At 69.8% G+C, this 12,231-nt stretch carries 13 protein-coding genes; 10 read left to right on the top strand and 3 right to left on the bottom strand.

The features are described from left to right. Position 1 precedes the first annotated feature (1 nt). Genes sctW through AruCF_RS02580 form a run of 8 tightly spaced genes read left to right on the top strand, consistent with a single transcriptional unit; the run spans position 2 to position 6,306 of the window. A complete protein-coding gene (gene sctW, locus AruCF_RS02615; RefSeq protein WP_049071211.1) occupies positions 2 to 1,102 on the top strand; it encodes a type III secretion system gatekeeper subunit SctW in 1,101 nt (366 codons plus the stop codon). Continuing rightward, positions 1,099 to 1,479 carry a type III secretion system chaperone family protein gene (locus tag AruCF_RS02610; RefSeq protein WP_049071209.1) on the top strand — a complete coding sequence of 127 codons (381 nt, stop codon included), beginning with the start codon at positions 1,099 to 1,101 and terminating at the stop codon, positions 1,477 to 1,479. Before sctW ends, AruCF_RS02610 begins: the two co-directional genes overlap by 4 nt. A 24-nt stretch (positions 1,480 to 1,503) precedes the next feature. Beyond that, on the top strand, positions 1,504 to 1,911 hold the full coding sequence (sctX, locus tag AruCF_RS02605; protein WP_049071207.1) for a type III secretion apparatus assembly protein SctX: 408 nt from the start codon (positions 1,504 to 1,506) through the stop codon (positions 1,909 to 1,911). A gap of 8 nt (positions 1,912 to 1,919) precedes the next feature. After that, positions 1,920 to 2,279, top strand: a complete 360-nt coding sequence (sctY, locus tag AruCF_RS02600; protein WP_049077437.1) for a type III secretion apparatus assembly chaperone SctY — start codon at positions 1,920 to 1,922, stop codon at positions 2,277 to 2,279. A gap of 8 nt (positions 2,280 to 2,287) precedes the next feature. Then, a complete protein-coding gene (gene sctV, locus AruCF_RS02595) occupies positions 2,288 to 4,381 on the top strand; it encodes a type III secretion system export apparatus subunit SctV (RefSeq protein WP_049071206.1) in 2,094 nt (697 codons plus the stop codon). A 25-nt stretch (positions 4,382 to 4,406) separates the two neighbouring features. Further along, a complete protein-coding gene (sctD, locus tag AruCF_RS02590; RefSeq protein ID WP_049071205.1) occupies positions 4,407 to 5,732 on the top strand; it encodes a type III secretion system inner membrane ring subunit SctD in 1,326 nt (441 codons plus the stop codon). A gap of 24 nt (positions 5,733 to 5,756) precedes the next feature. Next, positions 5,757 to 6,029 (top strand): EscE/YscE/SsaE family type III secretion system needle protein co-chaperone, encoded by a 273-nt coding sequence (locus tag AruCF_RS02585; protein WP_049071203.1) that lies wholly within the window; start codon positions 5,757 to 5,759, stop codon positions 6,027 to 6,029. A gap of 10 nt (positions 6,030 to 6,039) precedes the next feature. After that, positions 6,040 to 6,306, top strand: coding sequence for an EscF/YscF/HrpA family type III secretion system needle major subunit (locus AruCF_RS02580; RefSeq protein WP_025137564.1), 267 nt, complete (start codon positions 6,040 to 6,042; stop codon positions 6,304 to 6,306). Positions 6,307 to 6,333: 27 nt separating this feature from the next. On the opposite strand, the gene AruCF_RS02575 is transcribed toward AruCF_RS02580, so the two are convergent. After that, on the bottom strand, positions 6,334 to 6,777 hold the full coding sequence (locus tag AruCF_RS02575) for a CesT family type III secretion system chaperone (RefSeq protein ID WP_235432734.1): 444 nt from the start codon (positions 6,775 to 6,777) through the stop codon (positions 6,334 to 6,336). 162 nt (positions 6,778 to 6,939) lie between these two features. On the opposite strand from AruCF_RS02575, the gene AruCF_RS02570 reads away from it, so the two are divergent. Both AruCF_RS02570 and AruCF_RS02565 read left to right on the top strand, forming a co-directional pair. Next, positions 6,940 to 7,854 (top strand): hypothetical protein, encoded by a 915-nt coding sequence (locus AruCF_RS02570; RefSeq protein ID WP_049071200.1) that lies wholly within the window; start codon positions 6,940 to 6,942, stop codon positions 7,852 to 7,854. Beyond that, the gene (locus AruCF_RS02565) at positions 7,851 to 9,644 is read left to right on the top strand and encodes a patatin-like phospholipase family protein (protein WP_049071199.1); all 1,794 of its coding nucleotides are present in this window, start codon (positions 7,851 to 7,853) and stop codon (positions 9,642 to 9,644) included. Before AruCF_RS02570 ends, AruCF_RS02565 begins: the two co-directional genes overlap by 4 nt. 37 nt (positions 9,645 to 9,681) lie before the next feature. Here the strand turns inward: AruCF_RS02565 and AruCF_RS02560 are convergent, their stop codons facing one another. Beyond that, on the bottom strand, positions 9,682 to 11,160 hold the full coding sequence (locus AruCF_RS02560; RefSeq protein ID WP_049071197.1) for a glutamate-cysteine ligase family protein: 1,479 nt from the start codon (positions 11,158 to 11,160) through the stop codon (positions 9,682 to 9,684). A gap of 158 nt (positions 11,161 to 11,318) precedes the next feature. Next, entirely contained in the window at positions 11,319 to 12,224 is a 906-nt protein-coding gene (locus AruCF_RS02555) for a LysR substrate-binding domain-containing protein (RefSeq protein ID WP_049071196.1), read from the bottom strand. Positions 12,225 to 12,231: the final 7 nt, after the last annotated feature.

Genomic DNA, 12,231 nt, shown 5'->3' with positions numbered 1-12,231 from the left:
CATGAACCGTATCGACGCCGGCCTGCCTCCTTCCGCTTTCTCGTCCACGACCTCGCACGCCGACATCCAGCACGGCCAGCAGCAGGTCGGCACGATGCTGGGCCAGGCCGCCGTGGCGGTCGACGGCGAGGTCTCGCTGGCCGATTCCGCCGAGGAACTCAGCCTGCACATGGCCGAGAAGACCGAGGACAAGCACCACGCCGAACGCAAGATCGGCCGCGACGCCCCGCTGCAGCTGCTCAGCGCCGAGGCCATCGTGGCCTACCTGGCCGAGTCGCACGATGCCGACGCCCAGGAAAAACTGATCGAACTGGCGCGCCACCTGCTGGCCGGCGGCGCCGACCCGCGCCAGGCCGCCGCCCGGGCCTTCGGCGATGCCGCCCGCCAGTACCTCGGCCTGCAGTACGCGCTGCGCCAGGGCGAACGCGACGGCGCGCCCGAGGACGTGCTCGACGGCTTGCGCGAGGCGCTGGCCGACCTGGAACTGGAAAGCGGCCCGCAGATCCGCGCCAGCCTGAACACCATCGGCGCGGCCGCCGGCTATGCCGGCGACGCGCGCGGCGTGGCCGACTTCCAGCGCACCTATCAGGACGTGGTGCTGGGCGAAGCGTCGCTGGCCAAGACCCTGACGCTGGCGCTGGAACGCTTCGGCGGCAAGGACGTCGGCCGCGGCCTGCAGCAGCTGATCCAGGCGCTCGGCCAGGACCTGGCGGCGGCGCGCCCGTCCACCAGCCCGGACCGCCTGCAGGCCCTGATGCAGGATCTGTATCAGCTGGGCGTGGCGGTCACGGTGCTGGACGGCTGCGGCGAACTGGGTGAAAAGATGGCCCGTGACCACGGCAAGCCGCTGGCGGCCGACCGGCTGATGCAGGACCTGGTCAACATCAGCAACGAGAAATGGCTGTCGGAATCGCGCTTCGCCGCGCTCGCGGCCTCGCATGGCGCGGACTCGGTGGCGGCGCGCATCACATTCCTGGGCGGCGTACGGGCGGTGCTCAAGGACCTGCCGCTGCCGATGTTTCCCGACGTGGACGCGCGCCAGTCGGCCCTGAGCGCGGCGCAACTGGCCCTGGACGCGGCCATCGACGAGGAATACGAATGAACGGCCTGGATCGCGCCCTGGGCGCCTTCGGCGAAACCATCGGCCTGGAGCGGCTGGCCCTGGGCCCGCGCGGCAATGTGGCGCTGCAGCTGGACTCGGGCCGCCGGATTGCCATCGAGGCGGCCGGCGACGAGGTGCTGGTCTACGTGTCCGAGCCGGTGCCCTACGACGCCGCGCAGCGCCTGCTGCGGGCCTGGCGGCGGGCCCACCATGCCCACCTGGACGGCTCGCCGGTGCAGGCCGCCCTGCGCGAACAGGACGGCATCCCGCGCCTGCTGGCGCTGACGCGGCTGCCGGCCGCCCACAGCGACGCCCCCGCCTTGCGCCAGGCGGTGGAGCGGCTGGCGCGCTGGCTCGACGACACCCGCGCCGATTGACCCCGCGACGGAGACCCTCACACCATGTCCGATATGCGCATCAGCGGTTTCGCCTTCGACCGCGGCCTGGACGGCATTTCCTATGCCGGCCGCGAAGCGGCGGGCCAGCATTTGCCGGAGCGCCAGGAACTGACCCCGCCCGCCGACGGGGTCAAGGCGCAACTGGCCCAATTGCTGGACACGCCCAACACCGACCGCTACCTGGACAACCAGTTGCGTCCCACGCTGGCCAACCGCGACCTGCTGCTGCCCGGCAAGTTCGCCCAGGCCCTGCAGGCGACGCTGGATGGCCTGTCCGCCGCGGCCGAGCAGAGCCAGGACCGCAGCCCCGAGGACGCCCGCGCGCTCAACCGCGCCGTGCGGCTGCTCAAGGACGAGGCCGGCCTGCGCGACCTGGTCGCCATGTACCGCAGCGCGCTGTACCAGGGATGACCGCCGCCATGCCCTTGACGCCCGACGCCCGCGAGCTGCTCAGCCTGCTGGCCTATGTCTACCTGGAAAACAACCGGCCCGAAAAGACCGCCGTGGTGCTGAACGCGCTGCGCACGCTGGGGCTGGCGGACCCCCGCCAGCTCGCCACGCTGGCGCTGGCGCAATTGCGCGCCGGCAAGCCCGACGCCGCCCTGTCGACCCTGGACCAACTGGCCATGCAGGGCGGCGTCGATGCGCCCTTCCATCTGATCCGCTCGCAGGCCCTGCTGGCCCTGGAGCGGCGCGACGAGGCCGCCTCGGCCATGCGCGCCTACGTTGCCCTGCGCCCCGCCCCCGCGGCCGCGCCCACCGAAGCGGAAACGACGTGAGCCGCCCCATGCAAGCCCTGAACCGCGTCGTCGCCGCCGCCACCAGCCGCAACGATATCGTCCTGGCGGTCCTGATCGTCTCGATCATCTTCATGATGATCCTGCCGCTGCCGACGACACTGGTCGACGTGCTGATCGGCGCCAACATGACGCTATCGGCCATCCTGCTGATGGTGGCCATGTACCTGCCGTCGCCGCTGGCGTTCTCGTCATTCCCGTCGGTGCTGCTGGTCACCACGCTGTTCCGCCTGGGCATCTCGATCGCCACCACCCGCCTGATCCTGCTGCAGGGCGACGCCGGCCACATCATCGAGACCTTCGGCAACTTCGTGGTCGGCGGCAACCTGATCGTCGGCCTGGTGGTGTTCCTGATCCTCACCATCGTGCAGTTCGTGGTCATCACCAAGGGCGCCGAGCGGGTGGCCGAAGTGGCGGCGCGCTTTTCGCTGGACGCCATGCCCGGCAAGCAGATGTCGATCGACGCCGACCTGCGCGCCGGCACCATCGACATGGACGAGGCGCGCAAGCGCCGCTCGGTGGTGGAAAAGGAAAGCCAGCTGTACGGCGCCATGGACGGCGCCATGAAGTTCGTCAAAGGCGACGCCATCGCCGGCCTCATCATCGTCGCGGTCAACCTGCTCGGCGGCATTCTCATCGGCACCATGCAGCGCGGCCTGTCCGCCGGCGAAGCGGTGCAGGTGTATTCCATCCTGACCATCGGCGACGGCCTGATCGCGCAGATCCCCGCGCTCTTCATTGCCATCTGCGCCGGCATCATCGTGACCCGGGTGCAGACCGGCGACGGCCCCTCCAACGTCGGCAAGGACATCGGCGCCCAGGTGCTGGCGCAACCGCGCGCGCTGTTGATTGCCGCCGCCATCGCCGTCGGCATGGGCCTGATCCCCGGCATGCCCACCCTGACCTTCCTGGCGCTGGCCGCGGTGGTCGGCACCATCGGCTTCGTGCTGCTGCGCGGCACGCGCAAGGTGGTGGACGAAAAGACCGGCGAAATCACCGAGATCCCGGCGCTGGCGGCCGACGGCCAGAAGCCGCAGGCCAAGCCGCGCGCCGACGGCAGCGCCGAATTCGCGCCCACGCTGCCGCTGATGATCGACGTGGCCGCCGCGCTGCAGCGCAGCTTCGACGCCGATGAACTGAACGAGGAACTGCTGAAGATCCGCCGCGCGCTCTACTTCGACCTGGGCGTGCCGTTCCCCGGCATCCAGCTGCGCTTCAACGATGCGCTGCCCGCCGACACCTACAACATCCTGCTGTCCGAAGTGCCGGTATCGCAAGGCAAGCTGCGGCCGGGCGCGGTGCTGGTGCGCGACACGGAACAGAACCTGCAGGCGCTGCAGGTGCCCTACGAAACCGACAAACGCTTCCTGCCCAACATCCCCACGCTGTGGGTCGACGCCGGCCTGGCGCCGACGCTGTCGGCCGCCGGCATTCCGTTCCTGGACCCGCACCAGGTACTGACCTGGCATCTGGCCTTCGTGCTGAAGAAATACTCGTCGGACTTCATCGGCATCCAGGAGACGCGCTTCCTGCTGACGGCGATGGAAGACCGCTTCCCCGATCTGGTCAAGGAAGCGCTGCGCGTGATGCCGGTGCAGAAAATCGCCGAGATCCTGCAGCGGCTGGTGTCCGAGGATATCTCGGTGCGCAACCTGCGTGCGGTGCTGGAAGCGCTGATCGAATGGGGCCAGAAAGAGAAGGACTCGGTGCTGCTGACCGAATACGTGCGCGTCTCGCTCAAGCGCCATATCAGCTACAAATATTCGAGCGGCCAGAACATCCTGCCCGCCTACCTGCTGGCGCCCAACGTCGAAGAGACCGTGCGCGGTGCCATTCGCCAGACCTCGGCCGGCAGCTACCTGGCGCTCGATCCCAATGCCTCGCGCAAGCTGGTGGACAACATCAAGCGCGCCACCGGCGACCTGGCCGCCGCCGCGCAAAAGCCCGTGCTGCTGACCTCAATGGATATCCGCCGCTACCTGCGCAAGATGATCGAGCAGGACCTGTACGAATTGCCGGTGCTGTCCTACCAGGAGCTGACGCAGGAGATCAACGTACAGCCGCTGGCCAGGGTGGACCTGTGAACGCCCCCGCAACCGGAGCCCCCTCATGAGCGAAGCGCTGGAATTGCGCGTGCTGTCCGGGCTGCACCGCGATGCCCGCTGCCAGGTCGCGGACGGCTCGGTGCTGGGCGCCGATCCGGCCTGCGACATTGTGCTGGCCGACGATGGCATGGGCCCGCGCGCCGCGCGCATCCGCATCGGCGAAGCCGGCTGGGACCTGACGCTGGACGATGCCACGCCCGCCCGGCAGCCTGGCACGCCGTTCAACCGCCCGGTGCCGCTGGGCCCGGTCTGGATCACGGTGGCGCGGCGTGGCGATCCCTGGACCCACGCGCCGGATGCCGCCAACGATGCCGAGGCGCCCGTGCCCGAGCCCGCGGCGCCGCCCACGCCAACGGCCACTGCCGACAACGCTGACGAGGAACGCCAGCTGGAACGGCGGCTGCCCCTGCCACCGGCGCCCGGCAGGCGCCGAAAGCGCGACTCCTGGCCGGTGCTGCTGGGCCTGGGCGCGGTGGTGCTGACCATCTGCGTCGCCATCTTCCTGGCCTTGATGCCGCCCTCGACCGCCAGCCGCGCGCCGCGGGTCGACCCGCGCCTGGCCGCCGCCGAGCAGTCGGTGGGCCAGATCTCCGCCGTGTTCGAACGCATGGGCCTGACCTCGCGGCTGCATGTCTCCATGGCGCGCGACGGCATGGTCACGGTGTCGGGCTGGGTGCGCAATGCTGCCGAACAGGACGCGGTGGCGGCGGCGCTATCGCAGATCTGGCCGATGCCGGCGATGCGCATCAGCAACGAAGACGAGGTGGTGCGCACGGCCCGTGGCGCGCTGCGCGCCTTCAACGTGCGCTACGAACCGCGCTACGAAGGCGACGGCCGGCTGGCGGTGGCTGGCGTCGCCAGCAGCGCGCGCGAACGGGCCTCGGCGCTGGACGCGCTGCGGGCGCAACTGCCGGGCATGACGGTGCTGGGCAACGACATCGCGCTGACCCAGCAGCTCAGCGACACGCTGTCGAGCCAACTGGTGGACGCCGGCCTGTCCGGCGTCACGCTGACCTGGAAACCCGACCATCTCGAAATCGCCGCCGGCGCGCTGGACGACGACCAGCAGGCGCGCCTGGCGGACGTGCTGGACGACTTCAACAAACGCCACCTGGGCGTGGCCAGATTGGCGACCGCCAGTGCCGCGCCCGCCGCCGACAGCGTGCCTTTCGTGATCCGCAGCGTCGTCGGCGGCCCGCAGCCCTTTGTGGTGCTCGAAGACGGCAGTAAGCTGCTGGTGGGCGGGGTCTATCGCAAATACCGCCTGGTCGCCGTGGAAAACACCCGCATCATTTTCGAAGGCCCGCGCACCGCCATCGTGACGCGCTGACATGTCAACCGCCCGCCCGCACACATGAACGACCCGACCGCCCTCACTGAACTGGAACAACGCCTCGCCGGCCCCGACGGCGCCACGCTGCGCGCCGCGCTGGCGCAACGCCTTGCCACGCTCGAGCAGCAGGCCCGCCAGCGCCTGGACTCCGGCCTGGTGCCCGTCGCGTTCCAGCAATGCCAGGCGGTGGCGCAGGCCGCCGCCGCCGCGCGCGAAGTGCTGGCCGGGCTCGCCCTCGATTCCGACACCGGCGCCCCCGCGCCGCGCATGCCCTTTTCTCCCCTGAACCGCTAGGAGACGCACCATGGCCCTGAACGGATTGACCGGCTCGTCCGGCCTGAATTTCAACAGCGTGAACAACACCATCTACGACAGCATCCGCTCGCAGGAAAGCAATCTGCAGACAACGCTGTCGAACATGCGCACCAACGCCGACGGCAGCGTATCGCAGGCCGACATGCTGAAGATGCAGCAACAGGTGCAGCAATGGACCATGCTGATCGAAATCCAGAGCACCATCACCAAGCAGATCGCGGACTCGCTCAAGGGCGTGATCCAGAAGGCCAGCTAAGCCCTGCCCGGCTTCGGCCGCGCGGGTTCAGACCGACTGCATCATGAAGGCGGGATTGCGCCACGGCGCATCCGCGCCCGGTTCCGCGCGCGCGGCGCGTTTTTCCCAGGCCTCGACCTGGTTGAGCAACGCGTCGATCGCGGCCAGCAGCGCGTCCGCGCCGCATTGTTCGCGCGCCACGCCCAGCTGCAGATGCATGCGGCCGTCGGGGGCCGCGCATGCCACCACGCCGCCGCCCGCCTGCAGGAAATTGCCCTGCGCGGCCAGCAGGGCCAGCGCGCCATCCATCTTGCCCCCGCCCACCGCGCACGACAGCAGGATCTGGCCGCGCGCGCCGTGCGCCATCAGTTGCACCAGGTGGCGGCCATCGAAGGCCAGCTGGCACAGGCCGCCGTCAGCGGGCGCCAGCGCGGGAATGCCCAGCGCCTGGCCGAGTTCGGAAAGCACCTGGGCGAAATGAGGGTCTGACACGGTGACGAGTGGCGAGGCGGGCGCGGACTGGCGCGGCCGCGCCGGAGCGCGAGATGGACGAGGCGACATTATGGCACTCGCGCCGCGCGAATCCCAAGTCCCACGGAACCGGAAGGCATGCTGCCGTTACTCATGGGGTGATTTCCACTCCGCGAGTTATCCATGGCGCACAACTCCCTCACCGACATCGCGCGGGCCGCCGCCGAATACGCACAGGCGCATTTCCAGGCCGGCGACACCGAACAGCCCGCGCAATGGGCCGTCCCGCTGGACGACCATCATCAACTGGGCATGGCGCGCAACGCGCACGACGGCAGCGTGGTGCTGACCGCCTGGCGCCTCGCCTTCAACGACACGCCCGGCTTCGACGACCCGCAGGGCGAAGCGTTGCTGCGCCGCAGCTTCGATACGCGCCTGGGCGCCGGCCTGATCGGCGGCATCTCGCCCGAGCTGGGCCCGAGCCTCAGTCTGCCGCTGTACGCGGCCTGCGACGCGCAGGCGCTGCACGACATCGCCGAGGCCCTGTTGCGCGAACTCGACCGCCTGGCCGGCCCCGCCCCCGACGACGCGCCGACCGCGCCGCTGCCGCGCGGTCCGCAAGGCGATGCGCGGCAGGCCGAACGCGACCTGGCGCGGCTGGCGCGGGCCTGCGGACGGGATGCGCTGCCCGCCGGCGCGCGGCAGTTCGACCTGCTGTTCGACGACCTGCCCGGCCGCGTCACGCTGCATCCCGACAACCGCCGGCTGCTGACCGATTTCTTCCTGCATGACGCCGCCGTGCTGCATGGCAGCCTGCGCCGCGCCGTCATCAAGAGCGCGCTGCTGGTCAACCAGAACGCGCTGCGCGGCCACGCCTATGTGGTGGGTCTGGACAGCCGCCAGTTCATGACTGGCACCGGCCGCATCGCGCTCGACAGGCTGGACGACGACACCTGGCCGCGCTGGCTGCAATACCAGCTGGCGCAGGCGCGGGACACGCGCGCGCTGGTGCGCGACCTGGCGCTCGAAGGCGCGCAGATTTCCTTTGGCATGTCGGCTGGCGCCACGAGCGCCGCCGCGCCGGGAGCGCTGGTATGAACGGCATCTCCAGCGCCATCCAGAACAGCGCCGCAGCCTCCGTCTGGCAACCGCCAGCGCAGACGCCCACCTCGCTGCTCGGCCAGCTCAAAGGCCTATTCGTCACGCCCGACCGCGACGCCGCCCACGTTGACGCGGCCAAGCGTTCGTTCGAACAGTACTTCATGCGCGAGACCAGCGCGCTCGCTGACATGATGGGCCCCAAGGGCATCGAGAACTTCGCCGGCGACGTGCAGGCGCGTTTCGACGCCATCGTCCAGCGCGCCTTCGACGCGCTGCCGCGCAAGCAGGACGGCTCGGTCGATGGCAAGGACTTCGCCAGCGCCATGAAGTCGGCCGGCAAGGCCGCCTCCATGGCCCTGGACCGGTTGAAAGTGGACGCGGCGCGATCCGAGCTGATGGCCAACCAGCCACAGGCCGACATCCGGCCGCAGATCATTCCGCGTGGCGATAAGTACATCGTCATCCGCCCTGCGCCGCAGCTCGAGAACATGGCGCTGCGCGGCGGCGGCGCCAAGGGCATTGGCTACAGCGCCCACCTGGACCAGATGGAAAAGAGCGGCATGCTGACCGGACTCAAGCACCTGTCGGGCTCGTCCGCCGGCGCCCTCACCGCCACCTGCCTGGCGGCGGGCCTGAGCGCCGCGCAGTTCGAGCAGGGGCCGGCCGACGCGTTGTTCCGCCCGGGCATGCTCGATGCGCTCAAGGGCGGCGGCGACCTGGCGCGCATCTATCCCGACCTGAAGATGGAAGGCGGCCTGGCGCCCGCCGTCGCTTCCTTGAAGGTGGTCGACCAGACCACCGCGCGCAGCGTGCACGACTACCTGACGACGCACTGGAACACGCATGCGTTCCAGGACAAGCTGGTCGCGCTCGCCGGCCAGGGCCAGTTGAGCGACCGCCAGCTCGAACGCCTGAGCCGATTGCAGCAGTTGCCGGATTTCGACAAGGAACACAAGGACAGCATGATCACGTTCGGCGACCTGAAGCTGCTGAACACGCTGGCGCCCGACAAGTTCAAGCAGCTGACGCTCACCGGCTGGAACAAGACCGACCAGGTCGAGGAATACTTCGACGCCGACAGCGCGCCGGACATGCCCATCGCCTATGCCGCGCGCATGTCGATGTCGTTCCCGATCGCGTTCAAGGCGGTGTCGGTGGAGACGGCCGACGGCGGCAAGAAGGTCTACGCCGACGGCGGCATCGGCAGCAACATGCCGTCCGAGGTCTTCACCCACCCGAAGGACGCGCAAGGCGTGCCCACCGCATTGACGGGCGACGCACTCGGCCAGACGCAGGCCCGCACCCTGCTGCTGACCTTCGACGAAAACGGCAAGGCCTACCAGATCATGCATGGCGGCCCGCCTCAGGCCCCGACGCCGGGCGTGCTGGGCAAGATCAAGTCGTTCTTCGTCAACTTGATCACCAGCCATCCCGATCAGGCCGGCGCCGACTTCGCCGACAAGGTCAAGCTCCACGCGGCCGGCCCGAACGCCTTGCCGGTGTTCCACGGCGGCATCAGCACGCTGACCTCGGGCATCAGCGACGAAGTCCAGCACCAGGCGCACATGCTGTCGGCTTGGAAGTCGCTGGAGCAGATCGCGGTGCGCATCAATCAGGCCTATTCGATGGAATGCGACAACCTGGCGGACCTGGCGGGCTTGCTGACCGACGGCGAAAAGCAGGCGCTGCGCGCTCATGCCGCGCTGGATGGCCCGCAACGCCAGCTACTGGCGCTGGTGGACGGCAACGTCGCGCCCGGACCGGGACTGATGCCGCAACTGGCCTGAGCGACGGCCGGCCCCCTCCCGGGACCGGCCGCGCGATTCAGAGCGGCACCACCGCCCGGGCCTCGCACACCTTGGCCAGGCGCCTCGGATCGCCGTCCAGTTCGTGCCACAGGCGCAGCAGGCGGTCCGCGCCGCTGCTGCGCGCGGCCAGCGCGTAGCGCGCGTAGCCGAGCCAATGGCGTTCTCCCGGCGCCAGCCCGCCTTCGGCCACTGCCAGCACCTCGCCGGCCAACGCGTGCACCGCGGGATCGTGCAGCGCGTCGCGCATGGCGTCGGCGCGCATGGCCCGCAGCCGTAGCCAGCCCCATGCGCGCAGCAGGTCTTCGGCCTGCGACAGATTGCGCATCAGGCCCAATTGCAGCGCCGACGGCGCCATCACCAGCGTGGCCGCGATCTCGCGCCCCGCCTCCCGCAGCAGTTGCGCGTCGGCAAAACCGGCCCCGGGCGCACGGCCTTCGATATAGCCGTCGGCGCCAAGCTGCGCATACAGCTCCTCGATGCCGCCCGGCCGCCGCCAGGCCTCGCGCAACGCCTCCAGCGACGGCGGCGTCGCCAGCCGGTAGCGCCAGCGCGCATCGAGGAAGTGCGCAAACTGCGAGTACTCGAAGTGCGCGCCCCGCGGCGCGATGCAAAGGTTTTCGCCGGTGTCCGAACGACGGCCCGGCCATCCATCCGACGCCAGGAACGCCGACAGGCAGGGCGATCCGCGCAGGTACACCCCGGTGGCCGACTTATAGCCATCGTCCGTCGCCAGCGGCAGGCAGCGGCTGGCGGTGCCGGGCGCGAACATCCAGCGGAAGTAATCGCCCAGATCCACGAACGGCCGCTCGGGCAGGCGTTGCAGGTGGTGGTCGCCGGCATAGCGCGAATGGCGGAACATGCGGTCCCACACCGTCAGCCGGTTCTCCTTCAGGCCGGTGACGCGACCGCTCTCCAGCGGACTGTTGGCAAATAGCGCAATACTGGCGGGCGCCAGTGCCAGCACCACATTGAGCGCGCGCGCCGCCTGCGTCACGTCCACCGACGTGCACGGACTGTTCTGGGCCTTGGCGTCGATCCCCACGCGATGCAGCCATTCGCGATGGCCCACCAGCTCGCGGTAGATCGGACGCGGCACGTGCACCGCCGCGTACCACGACGCGTCCAGCGTGCAATCCGGGTGTTCCGACGCGTTCAGCAGCGCCGCGCCTTCCGCTTCCAGCGCGCGGCAGGCGTCGTGCAATTCACGCGTGGCGCGCCGCGCCAGTTCATCCAGTCCGCCCTCGTCTTCGGACACCGGGGCGAACGCGGTCTCGAGCAGATTGAAGCCATTGTCCAGGCCGCTCTCGCCGGCCGCCACCGACACACCCACAATGCGCCCGTCGATGCGCGCCAGGTCCGGCGCCTCGCCGCGCGCCGCCTTGATCGCGGCCAGGGCCTCGAAGTAGCCGCCCACCGGATGGCTGGCGCCGGTATCGCGCCGCGCCACCGCCATTTCCATCTCCAGTCCCAGCGTGCGTCCCGCGCGCGCCGTCATCGCGCCGCTCCGGCGGCGCGCGGACGGGTCCGCACAGGCGGAACGGAAGCGGTGGCGGCGTGCATCAAGACTGTCTCCTTGTTCTTCTGGCGCGGGACGCGCCGCAAGCTGAGTAACACCGATGGCGCCGGCGTTCCCCGGCGGCCGGCGCGATCGCCTCAGGCGGGCTCGGCCATGTCCTGGAAGCGCCGCGTCAGAATATCGACGAAGGCCTCGGTCACCACCGACGGCGCCGTCTGCGCGGGATACGCCATGCAGACCCGCACGGGCAGCTTGGGCGTGAACGGCCGTATCGACAGCTGTTGCGCGAACACGTCGGCAATGTAGGGATTGACGATGCCCAGCCCGGTGCCGGCCGCGGCCAGCGCGCAGATCGTCGAAGAATAGGTGGTCTCGATTTCGGACACCGGCTGCACCTGGTGCGCCAGCATCGCGCCGCGCAACTGCAGGTACACGTCGTCGTCCGCGTTCAGCACCAGCAGCCGGCGCTCGTTCAGGTCCGCGATGCCGATGGCCGGCAGCGCGGCCAGCGGATGATCCGGCCGCATCACGCAGACCGCGGCGCTCTCGTGCAGGGTTTGCAGCGCCAGGTGCGCGCCGTCCAGCGGCACCGTCGTCACCACCACGTCATAGGTGCCATGCAGCAGGCCTTCGCGCAGGTACTGGCTGCCCACCGTCTGCATGTTGATGTGCACATCGGGATAGCGCTGCGCGAATTCCTCGACCGCGCCGGGCAACATGCCCAGGCCCAGCGCCGGCGTGCAGGCCAGCCGCAGCACGCCGCTGCCGCTGCGGCGCATGGCGGCCACGCGGTCCTCGATGCGCTCCAGGCCGACGAAGTGGCGTTTGACCGTATCGAACAGGTCCTTGGCCTCGCGCGTCGGCCGCAGGCGGCCACGCTCCATGTCGAACAGCTTGAGGCCGCTGGCCTGCTGCGCCTGCGCCAGCAGGCGGCTGATCGAGGGTTGCGTGGTGCGCAGCATTTGCGCCGCGCCGGTGGTGGTGCCGGCCAGCATTACCGCGTGGAAGGCTTCGATCTGACGGAAATTCAGCGGTCGGCTCATGGGGTCA

Origin of the sequence: Achromobacter ruhlandii (assembly GCF_002082135.1) — a bacterium.
GTDB lineage: Bacteria > Pseudomonadota > Gammaproteobacteria > Burkholderiales > Burkholderiaceae_B > Achromobacter > Achromobacter ruhlandii.
This window is presented reverse-complemented; position numbering and strand designations above follow the sequence as displayed.